Annotated in this window: 12 protein-coding genes and 3 pseudogenes; 12 read left to right on the top strand and 3 right to left on the bottom strand. The window is 70.7% G+C overall.

What is annotated here, in order from left to right; genetic code table 11:
* The first annotated feature begins 59 nt into the window (after nt 1-59).
* Entirely contained in the window at nt 60-1,211 is a 1,152-nt protein-coding gene (locus E4N63_RS04300) for a hypothetical protein (protein WP_125621551.1), read from the top strand.
* An 81-nt stretch (nt 1,212-1,292) separates the two neighbouring features.
* Here E4N63_RS04300 and E4N63_RS04295 read toward each other — a convergent pair.
* Nucleotides 1,293-2,172: pseudogene (locus E4N63_RS04295) on the bottom strand (IS630 family transposase); the annotation flags it as partial.
* 83 nt (nt 2,173-2,255) lie between these two features.
* Here E4N63_RS04295 and E4N63_RS04290 point away from each other — a divergent pair.
* The 5 genes and pseudogenes from E4N63_RS04290 to E4N63_RS04270 all read left to right on the top strand — a co-directional run bounded on the left by E4N63_RS04290 (nt 2,256) and on the right by E4N63_RS04270 (nt 5,876).
* Nucleotides 2,256-3,212, top strand: coding sequence for a carbohydrate kinase family protein (locus E4N63_RS04290; RefSeq protein WP_230239927.1), 957 nt, complete (start codon nt 2,256-2,258; stop codon nt 3,210-3,212).
* 11 nt (nt 3,213-3,223) lie between these two features.
* Nucleotides 3,224-4,233: pseudogene (locus E4N63_RS31390) on the top strand (AraC family transcriptional regulator ligand-binding domain-containing protein); the annotation flags it as partial.
* Nucleotides 4,217-4,378 (top strand): annotated as a pseudogene (locus E4N63_RS04280) (transposase); the annotation flags it as partial. The pseudogenes E4N63_RS31390 and E4N63_RS04280, both read left to right, overlap by 17 nt.
* Nucleotides 4,379-4,499: 121 nt before the next feature.
* The gene (locus tag E4N63_RS04275; protein WP_230239926.1) at nt 4,500-5,324 is read left to right on the top strand and encodes a site-specific integrase; all 825 of its coding nucleotides are present in this window, start codon (nt 4,500-4,502) and stop codon (nt 5,322-5,324) included.
* 216 nt (nt 5,325-5,540) lie between these two features.
* Complete coding sequence (locus E4N63_RS04270) at nt 5,541-5,876, top strand: hypothetical protein (RefSeq protein WP_230239925.1); 336 nt, start codon at nt 5,541-5,543, stop codon at nt 5,874-5,876.
* 727 nt (nt 5,877-6,603) lie between these two features.
* Here E4N63_RS04270 and E4N63_RS04265 read toward each other — a convergent pair.
* Nucleotides 6,604-7,626, bottom strand: coding sequence for an AraC family transcriptional regulator (locus E4N63_RS04265; RefSeq protein ID WP_185831052.1), 1,023 nt, complete (start codon nt 7,624-7,626; stop codon nt 6,604-6,606).
* Between the two features lie 240 nt (nt 7,627-7,866).
* Here E4N63_RS04265 and E4N63_RS04260 point away from each other — a divergent pair, with 240 nt between their 5' ends.
* The 6 genes from E4N63_RS04260 (at nt 7,867) to E4N63_RS04235 (ending at nt 14,148) form a co-directional block, all read left to right on the top strand.
* Nucleotides 7,867-8,814, top strand: coding sequence for a carbohydrate kinase family protein (locus tag E4N63_RS04260; RefSeq protein ID WP_230239924.1), 948 nt, complete (start codon nt 7,867-7,869; stop codon nt 8,812-8,814).
* A complete protein-coding gene (locus E4N63_RS04255; RefSeq protein ID WP_125621545.1) occupies nt 8,811-10,010 on the top strand; it encodes an MFS transporter in 1,200 nt (399 codons plus the stop codon). The genes E4N63_RS04260 and E4N63_RS04255 overlap by 4 nt, the downstream gene beginning before the upstream one ends.
* Complete coding sequence (locus E4N63_RS04250) at nt 10,007-11,392, top strand: flavin monoamine oxidase family protein (protein ID WP_230239923.1); 1,386 nt, start codon at nt 10,007-10,009, stop codon at nt 11,390-11,392. Before E4N63_RS04255 ends, E4N63_RS04250 begins: the two co-directional genes overlap by 4 nt.
* On the top strand, nt 11,389-11,808 hold the full coding sequence (locus E4N63_RS04245; RefSeq protein ID WP_125621541.1) for a hypothetical protein: 420 nt from the start codon (nt 11,389-11,391) through the stop codon (nt 11,806-11,808). Before E4N63_RS04250 ends, E4N63_RS04245 begins: the two co-directional genes overlap by 4 nt.
* Before the next feature lie 82 nt (nt 11,809-11,890).
* Nucleotides 11,891-12,538, top strand: a complete 648-nt coding sequence (locus tag E4N63_RS04240) for a class II aldolase/adducin family protein (RefSeq protein ID WP_228430313.1) — start codon at nt 11,891-11,893, stop codon at nt 12,536-12,538.
* A 101-nt stretch (nt 12,539-12,639) separates the two neighbouring features.
* Nucleotides 12,640-14,148 carry an aldehyde dehydrogenase family protein gene (locus tag E4N63_RS04235; RefSeq protein WP_228430314.1) on the top strand — a complete coding sequence of 503 codons (1,509 nt, stop codon included), beginning with the start codon at nt 12,640-12,642 and terminating at the stop codon, nt 14,146-14,148.
* Nucleotides 14,149-14,720: 572 nt separating this feature from the next.
* On the opposite strand, the gene E4N63_RS04230 is transcribed toward E4N63_RS04235, so the two are convergent.
* Nucleotides 14,721-15,791 (bottom strand): zinc-binding dehydrogenase, encoded by a 1,071-nt coding sequence (locus E4N63_RS04230; RefSeq protein ID WP_125621535.1) that lies wholly within the window; start codon nt 15,789-15,791, stop codon nt 14,721-14,723.
* Between the last annotated feature and the right edge of the window lie 29 nt (nt 15,792-15,820).

Below are 15,820 nucleotides of genomic sequence, written 5' to 3'. Positions count from 1 at the left end.
TTCCGCCCACCATCGCCTGGTTCATCTACCGCCAGCCCGGCGGCCGGATCGCGCTCGCGGTGCAGTACGGCCACGCGGCCACCGCCATGTCGGAGTCCTACGCCGGCCGCTCGAAGGCCGACATGCTCGAGGTCCTGGACCAAGAGAAGGGCCTTGCCCCGGCCGAGACCCTCACCGAGGCCGGCGAACGCATCGACGTCGGCGAGAAGGTCTCCGGCCCGGCCGCCGACCGCTACCGCGCCGCGGCTGCCGAGTTCTCCGCCCGCTACGCCGGAACCTACCTCGGACGACGAGAACTGCGAGCGCTGGTCGCCAACCCCCGCCTCCAGGTCTACGAGGACCCGAAAGCCTTCCTGACCTGCAACCACGACGCGTTCACCGCGCTGTGCAACCCCGACCGCGACCGGGCGGGCGACAGCGGACGCAGCACCCCCGACCACTCCCGCTGCCCACCCGGCGTGCGCGAACATCAGCCGCACCGACAGCCAGATCACCGCCCTGCAGGCCGAGGTCGCCCGGATCGACGCGAACGCCGACGCCGGCCTCGACCCCTACCCCATCGCCGCCCGAGAACAGCAGCGCAAAGCCCACCTCACCGCCATCATCCACCGTCACGAAGCCCAGCAGCCGACCGACACCGAACCCACGGAGCGCCGATGAACACCCCCACCGCGGCTGCCCCCGGCCCGCGCGACGGCGCGGCGCTGGCCCAGCTCATCGGCGACGCCCTCACCCACGCTCAGGGCCACGCCGACACCGAGGACGCCGCAGAGGTGCAGGCCATCACCGACGCCATGGTGCGCCTGCTGATCGGCGCCCCGCTGCACTCCGACGGCAAGCTGACCATCGTCTCCCTGGCCACCGAAGCCGGACTGCGCCGCAATAGGCTCACCCACAAGCACACCGGCCTCAAGGCCCTGTTCTACGCCTTGGTCAAGGCCCGCACCATCGTCCCCGAAGCGCTGTCCGACTCGGCGCGGGCGCGCGCGGCCAAGCAGCAGCAGGACTTGGCCCGCGTCCGAGCCGAACGTGACGATCTACGCGGACAGGCGCAGCTCCTGGCCCGGATCGTCCACGTCCTGGAGATCGAAAACCACCGGCTCAAGGTGACCAACGCGGCCCTGGAAGAGCAACTCGCCGTACAGAGCGGCGTCATCGACCTCACCAGCCGTCGCCCACCATCACCAGAGGGAAGAACCGACAGACCGTGACCTGAAGCCTGCACGACGCACGGGGCGCGGGGTGGGCCCCGCACTCCCGCTGGTCTCTATTGATCCGAAACTCAATCGGTTCTATTCGAGGGTGTAGCGGACGTGTGGGCCGCCGAAGTAGCCGCGGACGATGTGTGGCTGCCGTTGGCGGCGGTGGAAGAACCGGCGGGTCTCGGCCGCGAGTTGGGCCTGGGTCGCGGGCCCGGCTGCGCATGGGCAGGCTCCGTTTGAGGTCGGCGTTGACCAGCTCGTCGGCGTTCAGCTCCGGCGAGTACGACGGCAGGAAGTGCAGCTCGATGCGGTCCGGGTGATCGGCGAGCCATGCGCGGACCTTGCGGGAGCGGTGCGCGGAGTGGCGGTCCAGGACGAGGTGCACCTTGCGGTCGAAGTGGCCCGCGAGCCGGTCCAGGAAGCGGCACATGACGTCGGCGTCGAAGGTCTCGGTGAAGACCATGAAGTGCATGCGGCCCTTGGTGCTGATCGCGGACATCGCGTTGACCGAGAACCGGTTGCCCGTGCGGCGGACGACCGGGGTACTTCCTTTGGCGCCCCAGGTGCGTCCCGTGACCTGGTCGGAACGGATGCCGACCTGGTCGGCGAAGAGCACCTCCCCGCCCTCGGCCTTCGCCCTGGCCCGGATCGTCGGCCAGGTCTCCTCCCGCCAGACGCGGACCGCATCCGCGTCCTGCTCGACGGCCCGCTTGTCCGGGCGCTGGAACGACAGCCCCCACCGGCGCAGATACTTGCCCACCCCCTGCTCGGTCAGCCGCACCCGGTACAACTTCGCGATCAGATCCCCGACCCCGGCCCGCGTCCACAGCTGCCCCGCCAGCCCCAGGTCACAGGGGCGGTGATCCAGAACCGCCTGCCGGACCGCCTGCTGCTCGACCGCACCGAGAACCTGATGCTCGCCGACCCGGCGCCCACGCGGCTGGGCCACCAGCGCTTCGCGCCCGCCGGCAGGCCGCCGCATCGCCGCCGCGATGCGGCGCGGCGCGGCTACGGCACCACCCACCCCCTGAAATGAAAAGAGAAGAGCCGTTGATGAGCCAGTCAGTCATAGCACTCGGCGCCCACGTGTTCGACGTGCTGGTCCGTCCTGTCGAGGCCATCCCGGAGGGCCAGGGCGCGGCACTGGTGGACCAGATCCGCTTCAGCCCGGCGGGTACGGCCGCCGGTACCGCGCTGACGCTGGCCAAGCTGGGCGCGATGGTGCGCACCGCCGGTGCGGTGGGCACCGCCGGTGCGGTGGGCACCGACCCGGTCGGCGACCTGCTGCTGGGCATGCTGGCCGCCCACGGCGTGGACACCTCTCTCGTCCTGCGCCGCGACGACACCCAGGCCTCGGCCTCGGTGCTGCCCATCCGACCCGACGGCAGCCGCCCCGCTTTCCACGTCCTGGGCGCGAACCTCTCCTATGGTCCGGACGACGCCCCCCACACGGAGATCGCCGGAGCCACCCATCTGCACCTGGTCGCATCCGAGTTGATGGGCGGTGAGGCTGCGGCGAAGATTCTCGCTCCCGCACGGGCCGTGGGTGTGGTCACCTCCGCCGACCTGCTCGCCTCCGCCGACCTGCTCGCCTCCGGCGACAGCGGCTTGTTCGACTGGATCGCGCCCGCGCTCCCGTATCTGGACCACCTGCTGCCCAACGAGGCGCGCCATACCGAACAATCCGTAGGACACCGCGGCCACCGCTGCTCCCTGGGCGGCGAACACCGTCGCCACGACCCGTCGGGCCGGCGCATGCGGGCTCCGGCGCACAGATCGTCGCCGAGCCGGGGTCTGAAGAGGTGCAGTCATGGTGAGCCTTCGTTTCTTGCGCTCTCGCGCCGGTGTCCCATGCGTCACGGACGGCAAGGCGGGGAGGTTCCACAAAAGGTAGGGAGGGCGAAAAGGCCGTGTGCAGCGCGTCAGAGGCCGAAATGGGGGCTCTGGCGGCCATGCCCGCGACAGGCGGGGGCCTGGCTGCTTACAGTGAAGCGAGAAACGCCCTGGTGAGAGGGAACGCGATGCCCGATGCTCCCGCTCCGGTCACTTCTCCGGGAACCAGCCGCAGCACCTCGGCCACCATCGCGCCGAACATCCTCACTACCTCGTCCGGGTCACCGACGCGTACGGCGTCGACCTGCAGCCGCTGCTGAACAGCGTAGGGCTGGACCTGAAGGTGATGGGCTCCGCCGAGCTGCGGGTCTCCTACCGGCAGGGCAGCGACGTCATCCGCCAGGCGGTGGAGCTGACCGGGGACGAGCATCTGGGACTGCGTGTGGGCGCGGCGCAGCACCTGACCGCGTGGGGGCTGCTCGGCTTCGCCATGATGGCCGCCGACACTCAGGAGGAGGCCATCATGGCGGGCGTGCGCTACCAGAACCTTTCCGGGGCGATGACCGTGTGGTCGGCCCGCTGGGAGGACGTCGGCTACGTGTTGTCCGCCGATCTGCCGGACCCCGCGCTGGATCCGACGGTCGCCGTCTTCCTGATCGAGGAGGCGTACTCCAGCGTCGTCACCCTCACCCGTCTGAGCCTCGGAGCCGCATTCGCCCCGCAGGCGGTCGAGTTGACCTTCCCCGCCCCGCGCGACACCGGCCCGTTCGACGAACTGTTCCGCTGCCCAATGCGCTTCGACGCCGCCCGCAACCGCATGGTGATCCCCACTCGGTGGGCCCGGGCGGCCATGCCGGGGCGGAACCCCATCACCTACGCCTCGGTGCTCGACGTGCTGGAGAAGCACATGACGTCACGGCGCGAGCAGCAGGACCTGCTCGAGGTGCTGGAAATCTCCATCGCGCAGAGCCTGCCGGCCATCCCCTCGTTCCTCGAGCAGGCCCGCAGGCACGCGTCCAGCGAACGCACCCTGCGCCGTCGCCTTGCCGAGTGCGGCACCACGTACGAGGCGATCGTCGACGGGGTACGCCGCGAACGGGTCGAACAACTGCTGAGACGACCGGAACTGACGCTTCGTGACATCACACGTCAGGCAGGTTTCGCCGACGTGAGTGTACTTTGGCCTGGGCATCTTCCGCTATGTGGTCGAGCGCAGGATCTCCTGGCTGCACGGCTTCCGCCGCCTGCGGATCCGCTGGGAACGACGCGACGACATCCACGAAGCCTTCCTCGGCCTCGCCACCTGCCTGATCACCCACCGCCACGTCCAACACCTTTGTTAGGACCTCTAAGTACCTGGAGATGTGCGAGCGGGAGAACGTCAATCCGCTGACTGCAAACCGGGCCCATATCGCCGTCTATGTAGGGGAGTTGACCTCACGCCCGAGCCGTCGGGGTGCGAACGTGGTCTCGATCGACTCGGGCTCGGGTCTGGCCAACGCCACCATTCAGCAGCGCCTGGTGCCGGTCCGGCTGTTCTACGACTTCCTCATGGAGGACGGGCAGCGCGACTCCAACCCGGTCGGACGGGGCCGCTACACGCCCGGCCGCCGACGCGGCGGGCACGAGCGCGGCCTCGTGCCGAGGCTGACGAAGCTGCCCTGGATACCCACCGAACAGCAGTGGATGGATGTCCTCGCGGTCGCTGCCGAGGAGCCGATACGCAACCGCGTGATGCTCGCCCTCGCCTACGACGCCGCACTGCGCCGCGAAGAGCTGTGCTCCCTGCGTACCGACGACTTCGACCCGGCTCACCGAACCCTGCGGGTAAGGGCGGAGACGACCAAGAACCGGCTGGAGCGCGTTGTCCCGTACTCCGCGCCGACCGGCGTCCTGCTGTCGGGCTACCTCGCTCACCGTGCCCGGATCAGCCGGGCACGCGGACCGCTGTTCCTGTCGGAATCCCGGCGCAACCACGCCCAGCCGCTGAGCTTGTGGACCTGGTCGAAGGTGATCCGCCGGATCGCGCTGGCTGCCGATGTCCCGCGGTTCTCCACTCACACCACGAGACACCTGTGCTTGACCGACCTCGCCCGGATGGGCTGGGAACTGCACGCCATCGCCACTTTCGCCGGCCACCGCCATACCGACTCCACGCTCACCTACCTCCACCTCTCGGGCCGGGACCTGGCCGACAAGCTCAGCCGCGGCATGGAGCAGATCCACGGCTGGCGAGTGCAGATGCTGGCCCGCCTGGGCGAGCCCATGAAGGAGGCGGTCTCGCAGTGACCGCGCTGACCGCCGCGTCCGCCTCCACGACGGACACGTCGCTGTCCTGGCCATGGCCGGTTGAGCCGGACCGCTACGACCGGCGCCCCGAACTCACCGGCGACGAACGGGAGGCGCTTGTGTCCCTGGGAACGGACCTGCGCCGCTACCCTGGCGGTCACGATCCGCAGGCCCCGCAGTTAGACCGTTCGGCGGCTGCTTCGCCCGCTCGACGACGTGCGCGCATCGCTGTGGTGCCCGGACGACGGCAGCTACCGCCGTGGCGTCGACGACGCCATCGCCCTGATTCTCCTGCGCTGTGCTGCACGCCGCCGAACGGTCTGGGCCTGGTCGGCCGAGGACTGGCTCGCTCTGATCGGCACCAGCGCCAGGCAGTTCACCGCGAACGCCCCGGGATGGGCCGAGGGAACCGCGCGCCCGTATCTGACCGCATACGCCTACCTGCTCGGTGGCTTCACCGAGTTCGACCAACTGGGCAGCTTCCGACGGCTGCCGCTGGCCTGGCGAGTGTTCGGCCTGCTGGCGTTCAACGCCCTGCCGGACGGGCGGTAGGCCGACACCGCCCTGTACGCTACGACGCCGGGTGCTCGGCAGCGTTCTCCTCCACGGCGGTGGCTCGATCGCCATCGCACGGTCGCTGACCGGCCCGCCTGCGTCGGCTGCCAGTGCCCGGCCGCCCTGGGGATGGACGAGCCGGGCTCAGGGATCGCAGCCCGCAGGCCCTGAGCCGCCCGCCGGAGCAGCACCGCGCCGTCCGGTACCGAGGAGCGGATTGCTTCTTCGGCCGACCCGACTGTGCCACCGCATCCGTCATGCATCCAGGCCGGGTGCGAGGCACTTCCAGGCCGGGGTGGCACGCAAAGCCGAGCCACCCCGGCGGGCCCCCTCGGATGTACGTCGCCGACTTGGCGGCGGCGTGGTGGAGACCCCCTTCAGCCGGTCCGACCGCCAACGCCCGAGGGAAACACTTGTCAGCACCACATAGCGGAGAACCACCCAGCGCGCGGCGTGACGCGGCGACGCGGACCGCTCTCGGTCTCGTACTTCTACGCATTTGTTGAGGCCGTCGTCGCAGTGCCGGCCTGCCCCCGAACCCGACATGGCAGCCCCCTCCCCGGCAGCTCCTTCTGCGCGCCGCCCCACGCCCGCAGGGGGGCGGAAGAGACTGCTCACCGGCTGCCACCGCTGAACCACCGGCCACCTCGACCAACTCCAGCGCTGCTGTCCCAGCCCCGACCAGGACGGTTGCAGACGGACCGCCTGATCCACGACCTTCACTTCAAAAGAGCCGCACGCTTTGTCGCGCTTGGGTGGGCGTGGTGTCGGTCCATCGTTTGTAGGCGCGGCGGAACTCACGCGGGTCGCTGTAGCCGAGTTCGGCTGCGATGGCGGTGATCGACCTGCGTGTCTGCGTCAGCAGTACGTCGGCCTGCTGCCGCCGTACCCGGTCCTGAATCGTGCCAAAGCTGTACCCGGCTCTGGCGAGGTGACGATGAAGGGTGCGGGGACTCATGCCGAGCGCGTCTGCGACCTGCGTCGCCGTTCTTCGGGAGCGGAGGTCTTGGCGAAGTGTGCCTTCGACGGCTGCGACGAGGTCGTCGACCGGGTCGGACTCCAAGATCGCGCGCGTCGCGTGCAGAGCGGCCTCGAGCTGTGTGGCGTTCGCCGTGGGAACGCGCCGCTCTTCGAGGGCACTGGGCATCGTGAGAGTCGTGTGTTCGCAGTCGAAGGTGACCGGACAGCGCCACAGTCGGGTGTACGCCGCAGCCCACGGTGGCGGCGGGTAGGACAGGTCCGCGGCCAGCGGGCCGGATGACGGGCCGAACATGAGCCGGGTGAGGACCACGATCCCGGCGAAGGCCTCCTCGCTGAGGAAGACCAGCAGGTCCGGCTCGTGGGTGCGGGGCAGGAGTTCGACCACGTTTCCCTGGTCCGTGCGGGACACGATGTAGTCCAGCATCGTGCCCGCCCCTTGGTGGAACTGGGTGGCGACCTTGCGGGCCTCGGCGCCCGTCGATGCGGACCGCACGGCGGTGCCGAGCGTTCCCCAGGTGAGGAGTGGATCGCGGCTTCCGATCATGAGGCCGATCGGTCCGGCGGGCAGTTCTTTCAGGGCGCGGCGTATCACGGTGATTGCCTGCCGGTAGGAGACCAGCGTCCGGGACTGCTCCAGCCGGGCACGGTCCAGGCCCGTGCCCGCGAACCACCTGGCCGTCTCGATTCGGTCGTGGTCGGCCAGTTCGAGCAACCCGTTCAGGATCACCGGAGGAATCGTGGCCTGGTTCGGCTTGGGTTTCTCCACAGTCCGCCTCCTCGACATCCTGCCGCCGCAATCTCCCTCCGCCCGAGGCGAAGAGGGTGCGCGTTCGCGCCACGACGGGGGGAAATGTTGCCACAAGCGGCACGCCGCGCCCAGATTCAAAACGGCGCTTCCTACCGTCACTCAACCGTTCGTGGTCGCGGCCAGGCAACCGGCCGCCGCGCAGCGATGGACATCGCACCACGAGCCGGGAGCCGGAGCAAGGCGGAGGAGAAACACACGATGAGTGACGTGATGAAGCTGGCGTGCGTGGGCGTGCACGTGCTCGACCATCTGGTGATCGGGATCGAGTCGATCCCCGAGCACAACAACGGTCAGGTGGTCGAGACCATCCGCGCCACCGCCGCGGGTACCGCCGGCGGGACAGCGCTGGTGGCGGCGCGACTGGGAGCCGATGTCCGCAGCATCGGAGCGATCGGGGAAGACGTCCTCGCGGACACTCTCCTGGCGCTCCTGGTCCGCGAAGGCGTGGACACCTCCGGCCTGGTACGCAAGGCGGGCCACCAGACATCGGCCTCCGTGCTGCCCGTCCGCCCCAACGGCGACCGCCCGGCCTGGCACTGCATCGGGGCGAACGCGGCGTTCACCGTTGCCGACGTCTCCGACGAACAGCTGCGTGACCTGACGCATCTGCACCTCGGCGGTCCGGAGTTCCTGGGCGGCGACGCCGCCGCCTCGCTGCTGGCCCGGGCCCGCGCGGGCGGTGCGACGACCTCGGTCGACATCCTCGCCCCCGGCGACCCGGGCATCCTGGAGTGGATCGCCGCCGCGCTGCCCCACACCGACTACCTGCTGCCCAACCACGAGCAGGTGCTGGGCTTCACCGGCGCCGACGACCTGGTCACCGGCGCCCGCGCGCTCGTGAGCGCCGGCGCCGGGTGCGTGGCGGTGACCCACGGTGCCCACGGTGCCGTGGTGGTGACCGCGGACGAGGTGGTGGAGGTCCCGGCGTACGCGGTGGAGGTCGTCGACACCACCGGGTGCGGCGACGCGTTCAGCGCGGGCTTCCTGCGCGCCCGGTCGCTCGGGCTCGGGCTGCGGGAGGCGGCCGAGTTCGGCTGCGCGACGTCGGCACAGGTGGTCGGCGGCCTCGGGACGGACGCCGGCACCTACACGCTCGACGACGTCCGCGCGTTCGCCGCGAGCGCCGACTGTCTGGCCACGCGATGAGCCGCCATCGGAGACCGACCGCGACGACGCTGATGGTCTGCGCGGCATACGCCGCCCAGGGCCTCGGCTACGCCGCGGTCGTCACCGCGCTTCCCGCGGCCAAGGACCGCATGGACTTCAGCGACACCGTCCTCTCCGCGAGTCTGCTCGGGGTCTGCGTCGCCGCGGTGTTCGGGTCGGGGTTGGCGGATGCGGTCGCTGCGCGCCGCGGGAGCCGAAGTGCGCTGTGCCTCGGATTTCTGCTGCAGTCCGCCGCCCTTGCCGGGATGAGCCTCGCCCCCGACCGAGTCGTCTACCTGGGCGCGGTCGCCGTCTACGGTTTGGGCCTGGGCACGGTCGACGCGGGCAACAACATGCAGGGCGTCGCCCTGCAGAACCGCACCGGGGTGCCCATGATGGGCCGCCTGTACTCGGCCTTCACCGCCGGCGGCATCATCGGAGCGCTCCTCAGCGCGGCTCTGGCCACCGGCGGCGTCTCGGCGCTGACCCTGGTCGGGGGCGCTTCTCTGCTGCAGCTCACCGTGGCGCTCACCGGCCGGATCTGGCTCGTGCCGCAGCCTCCGGCCCGCCCGGCGGACACCACCTCGCCCGGCCGCCGGCGCACCCCGCTTCCACGAGCGGCGATCTGGACTGTCGGGTCGCTCGTCCTCGTCGCCTACGTGCTGGACGCGGCGGTCTCGACCTGGAGCACCGTCTATCTCTCCGACGGGTTGAAGACCTCCGATGCCGTCGCCCCGGTCGGCTATGCGGCCTACCTGGCAATGGTCCTGCTCGCCCGGCTCGTGACCGACCCGGCCGTGCTGCGCTGGGGCCGACGTGGCGTCGGTGTGGGCGCCCTCGCCCTCGGAACGATCGGGTGCGCCCTCGTCGTCGCCGGCCCGGGCGCCGCGGCGGCGGTCGCAGGATTCGCGGTCGCCGGAATCGCCACCGGCGTCCTGGTGCCGATCGCCTTCGAGGCCGCCGGTCAGTTGCTGCCCGCCCGCAGCGACGAGGTCATCGCCCGCGTCAACATCTTCAACTATGCCGGCGCCGTCACCGGAGCCGTCGTCCCGGGCCTGCTCGGCACGGGTGCCGGCCTCCGGCTCGGGTTCGTGGCACCGGCGCTCGCGCTCCTGCTCGTACTGCCCCTCGCCCGCCGGCTCCCGACCCGTCTCTCCGTTTCCCCCAAGCCTCTTCCCGAAGGAGAACCAGCATGACCGACAGCGTCGATTTCGATGTCGTGGTGGTGGGAGCCGGGCTTTCCGGCCTCGCCGCGGCCCGCAGCCTGCAGCGGTACGGACTGCGCGTGAAGGTGTTCGAGGCGCTCGACAGAGTCGGCGGCCGGGTCGACTCCGCCACCGTCGCCGGTGCGCGTGTCGACCTCGGAGGCACCTTCGTCGGTCCCGACCACGACCACATCAACTCCCTCGCCGACGAGGTCGGCGTGGGCCGCTACCTCACGCACGAGGCCGGGGACAACCTGCTGATGTGGCGCAAGGACCGCAAGCGGTACCGCGGGGCCGTCCCCCCGATCGGCGCGACCTCGTTGCTGGACCTCGCCCGTATCCGTTCCGCCCTGGAGCGGATGAGCCGCAGGATTCCCGTCGGCCGCCCGTTGGACGCCCCCGACGCGGCGGGCCTCGACGCCCAGACGCTCGGCGGCTGGCTCACCGCCAAGCACGCCGGCCAGGCCACCAAGGACCTGATGGCGGTGGTGTGCAAGACCTCGTGGGGCTGCGAACCCTCGGAGATCTCGCTGCTGCACGTGCTGCACTACATCGCCCAGGCTGGCGGGCTCGACTCGATGCTCGACACCCGCGACGGCGCCCAGGAGCAGCACTTCGTCGAGGGCTCGCACGAGGTCGCGGTCCGCGTCGCCGAAGGACTGGGCGCGGACACCGTCCGCCTGGGGTCGCCGGTCCTGCGGATCGACTGGAGCGACGACGCCGTGACCGTCCACACCGACGACGGCCCCACCACCGCGCGGCGCGTCATCGTCGCGGTTCCGCCGGCCCTGCGACGCCGGATCCGGTTCGTCCCCGAACTCCCCGCCGCGCACCGGCGCCTCTCACAGCGCTGGTCGCCCGGCATCCTGTCCAAGATCTACGCCGTCTACGACACACCGTTCTGGCGCGAACAGGGCCTCAGCGGCACGACGATCTCCGACGAGGGCCCCATCTTCATCACCTTCGACGCCAGCCCTCCCGACGCCTCCCGCGGTGTCATCCTCGGCTTCATCGGAGGCGACTACGCACGCGAGTGGGACGAGGTGGACGCCGACGAACGGCGGCTGCGCGCGCTCTCGGCGCTCGGGGACCTCTTCGGTGAACGCGCCCTGGAACCCCGCGGCTACACCGACCAGCGATGGGGCGAGGAGGAATGGCTCGGCGGCGGCCCCACGGCGGCACCGGGCCCCGGATCGGTCGCCTCGTTGCACGCCCGGCTGGCGGAGCCGGTCGGCCCCATCCACTGGGCCGGCACCGAGACCGCGCGACGCTGGGCCGGATTCATGGACGGCGCCGTCGCAGCCGGCGAACGCGCCGCCCGCGAGACCGCCATCGAACTCACCACCACACACGACGAGAAGGCACGCCGATGACCTGGAGCACCCACCACAGCCAGCTGACCACCGCCACCGCCGCCCAGCTGTGGAAGCGCTGGACGACCGCCGCCCTGTGGCAGCTCGACGACCCCGGCGTCGCATGGGCCCAGATCGACGGCCCCCTCACCGTCGGAACCACCGGACTCGTCAAGGACCACGGCGCCCCCGCCCAGAAGATCGAGTTCACCCGCGTCGAACACGAACGCGCCATGGACTTCGTCATCCGGCTGCCACTGGCCACCCTGACCATCACCCACGACATGGAGCCCTTCGGCGAGGGCATGCGCGCCACCCACGGCGTCGTCCTCGACGGCCCCCTGCACCGCCTCTACGCCGTGTTGCTCGGCGGGAAACTCGCACGCCAGCTCCCCCTCGTGGTCCGCAACGTGACGGCCGGCGCCCTGACGCACTGAGCCGCCCGAACAAACCCGAAAAGCCATCACCCGTTGCGACGACATGAGGCAACGGCACAGGAACGGAAGCGGTGAATACACAGTGGACGACACGAACGAACTGAAGACCCGGCAAGCTCTCGTCGACGCCAGCCGGCACCTCCACGACACCGGGCTCGTCACCGGCACATCGGGAAACCTCAGCGTCCGCGTCGGCGACCAGGTACTCGTGACGCCGTCCGGAGTGAGCTACCAGACGCTGGAACCCGGCGACATCGCCCGCGTCACACTCGACGGCGAGGTCCTCGACGCGGGCGCGACCTCACCTTCCTCGGAAACCCCCCTCCACCTGGGGATCTACCGCACAACCGACGCCCAGGCGATCGTGCACACGCACGCGCCGTGGGCCACCGCCGTCGGCCTGGTGCGCGACGAGCTGCCGAGCGTCCACTACTCCATCCTCCTGCTCGGAGGCCCGATCCGCGTGGCGCCCTACGCGACCTTCGGCAGCCAGGAGCTCGCCGACAACGTGCGCCTCGCGATGCTCGACCGGAGGGCCGCGCTCATGCGCAACCACGGCGCGGTCGCCAGTGGCGCCACCTTGGCCGAGGCGGTCCACAACGCCGAATCGGTCGAATGGCTCGCACGCCTGTACCTGCGGGCAGCCCAACTCGGAGAGCCGGCAACGCTGACGAGCGAGCAGCTCGAAGACGTATGGCGCCGTGCCACAGCCAGCGGATACCGGCCCTGACCCAACCTCCGGGCGCCAGCGCCACAAGGCCCGCGGGCGCCCACAAAGCACCGTAACGACCCGCCCTCTGAGCCATGCCACGTCGAAGCGAAAGGGATTTCGTGAGTCCTACCAGCCAAGCAGCCGTCAGCCGGCGCGGAGCCACCGCCGCCACGTTCGACTCGCTCGACCCCGCCACCGACGAGGTCGTCGGTACCCACCCGGTGCACACCGACGAGGAGGTACGCGCGGCCGTCGACCTCGCCCGCACCGAGGCCGCGTGGTGGGCCGGCCTCAGCTTCACGGAGCGCGGGCGGCACCTGACGGCGTGGAAGGCCACGATGGTCCGGCGACTGCCCGAGCTCATCGAAACCGTGCACCGCGAGACCGGCAAACCGCTCGGCGACGCGACGCTCGAAGCAGGGCTCGCGATCGAACACATCGCGTGGGCCGCCGGACACGCGAGGAAGGTGCTCGGTCGGCGCACGGTGTCCGCGGGCCTGCTGATGTTCAACCAGTCCGCGTCGGTGGCCTACAAACCGCTGGGAGTGATCGGCGTGATCGGGCCGTGGAACTACCCGGTCTTCACACCGCTCGGGTCGATCTCCTACGCACTGGCGGCCGGCAACGCCGTGGTCTTCAAGCCCAGCGAGTACACCCCGGGTGTGGGCGTGTGGCTCGCCGAGCGATTCGAGGAGGCCGTGGGCCGTCCGGTCCTCAAGGTCGTCACCGGCCTCGGCGCCACCGGCGCCGCACTGTGCCACGCCGGGGCCGACAAGATCGCCTTCACCGGATCGACGGCCACCGGCAAGAAGGTGATGGCCGCGTGCGCCGAGACACTCACACCGGTGGTCATCGAGGCCGGGGGCAAGGACTCCCTGATCGTCGACGCCGACACCGACGTCCCCGCCGCGGCCGACGCTGCGCTCTGGGGCGCGTGCAGCAACGCCGGGCAGACGTGCATCGGCGTCGAGCGGGTCTACGTACACGAGCAGGTGTACGACGAGTTCGTCGACGCGCTCACGGCCAAGGCCGCCGGTCTGTACGCGGGCTCCGGCGCCGAGATCGGGCCGATCACCATGCCGAGCCAGCTGGACGTCATCTGCCGGCACGTGCGGGACGCCCTCGACAAGGGCGGTCGCGCGCTGGTCGGCGGCCTTGACGCCGTGGGCGAGCGCTATGTACAGCCGACCATCCTGGTCGATGTGCCGGAGAACTCCCTGGCGGTGCGGGAGGAGACCTTCGGACCGACGGTGACCGTCGCGAAGGTGCGGGACATGGACGAGGCCGTCGAACTGACCAACGCGACCGCCTACGGTCTCGGAAACACGGTCTTCAGCAAGCGCCACGGCATGGCGATCGCCGAGCGGATCCGCTCGGGCATGTCGTCGGTCAACGGCGTGATCAGCTTCGCCGGCATACCGGGCCTGCCCTTCGGCGGCGTCGGCGAATCCGGCTTCGGCCGCATCCACGGGCCCGACGGCCTGAAGGAGTTCACCTTCGCCAAGGCGATCGCCCGGCAGAGGTTCAGGCCGTTGCTCGCACTGACCACCTTCGACCGCACCGAGAAGACCGACAGGCTGTTCACCTGGGTGATCGGCCTGCTCCACGGGCGCGGGCCGAGGAGGTAGCGCAATAGCACCCAGGGCCATCAACGACGACCTCGCCCTGCTCCCGAGCCCGCCGGATCGACAGCACGCCGACCGGGCCCGGTCTCGGTGGTAGGTCGTACGGCACATGGCGCGTCCCCCACCTCCGGCTCCCGTACGGGCCTGGTACCGCCAAGCCCTGCGGCCCGCACGAGGCCATCCACTCCTCGCGCCGCATCGTGCCGCCTGCCCAGGAGCATTCGCCGCCTGTCAGACGTACAGCACCGGCCATACGGCCATCCGGCGCCGGATGAGCTCCGTCGCGACGCAAGCCTGAGCCCGTACGGCCTGCTCTCATCCAGCCCTGTCGGGCCGCCGGAGCGGGCCTCGAGCAGCGCCTGGTGCTCACCGCCCGACTCCTGGCCACACCGGTCCACCCGCGGAGGGCGGGCCGTCCGCCGGAACCGTCTGAGGGAGCGTGGGGCCCCGCGACGTCGCGGGGAAGGTGGACCGGGCGGAACACGGAACGCCCGGAGCCCCTCCGTGGCAGTGGGTTGCCGTCGGAGGGGCTCCGGGCGTTCTGTGGGGCTCGGGGGGTGCGGGCGCTCGGTCCCTCAGGGGGTGAGTACGAACCTGATCGGATCGCCGATCTTCTTCTCCAGCCGAGCGACCGCGTCCGCCGCCTCCGCCAGCGGGACATGGGCGGTGATGGAAGGCGCCAGGTCGATGCGCCCGGCGGACGTCAGGCTGATGAGCTGTTCCACGTGCTCGGGGCCGGAACCGTAGTGGCCGCGGATCTGGTGACCCAGGTAACTGAACTCCGTGCTGTCCCTGACGACGATCGGTTCCGGGGTGAGCCCGGCCAGCACCAGGACCCCGCCGGGCGCCAGTACGGCGGTGGCCTGCGCGCGGGCCGCACCCACGCCGGCGAAGTCGAACGCGACCTCGATGCCCCGCCCGCCCGTGGCCTCGGCCAGCGCCGCCGCGAAGTCGTCCGCGGTCGGGTCGAGCGCGAAGTCGGCGCCGAAGACCAAGGCGCGCTCGCGGGCGGCGAGGATCGGATCGACGGCGATGATCGGGGCCGCGCCGACCATGCGGGCGAGCCGGATGCCGTGTGCTCCCAGACCGCCGGCACCCCAGATGCCGACCGACTGCGCGGGGCGAACCGCGCCCGTCTCGACGATGGCCGCGTACGGGGTGGAGACCGCGTCGGGGATGATCGAAGCCTGGTCGAAGGGCAGGTCGTCCGGGATCGGGGCCAGGGTGTCCTCACGGGCCAGCGCGTACTGGGCCCATCCGCCGTCGTAGTCCACGCCGCGTGTCAGCGGCCGCAGGCACGATGCGCGACGCAGGCAGCCGACGCAGCCGCCGCACGCCTGTCCGGCTTGGAGCACGACCCGCCTGCCCGGTGTCCAGTGGCCGTTCAGATCCGGGCCGAGGGTGTGGACGACGCCCGCGACCTCGTGGCCGAGGGTGACGGCACGGGAATTCGCTACCGCGTCGACGGGGAAAGACGGGCTGAGGCTGCCGTCGATCAGATGGACGTCGGACAGGCATACTCCGGCGGCCCGGACCTCGACGAGGACCTCGCCCGGTCCGGGGACCGGTACCGGGACCTCTTCGACGGCGAACGTATTGCTGTCCAGGTGAAGCCGTCCGGCGAGCATGGTGGTCGGAACGCTCATGTGGGGAACCTCGATTCCGCTGGGCTGGT

It is taken from the genome of Streptomyces sp. MNU89, from assembly GCF_020982505.1.
Lineage (GTDB): Bacteria > Actinomycetota > Actinomycetes > Streptomycetales > Streptomycetaceae > Streptomyces > Streptomyces xinghaiensis.
The sequence above is the reverse complement of the archived record's forward strand: the minus strand, read 5'-3'. Positions and strand labels throughout refer to the sequence as shown.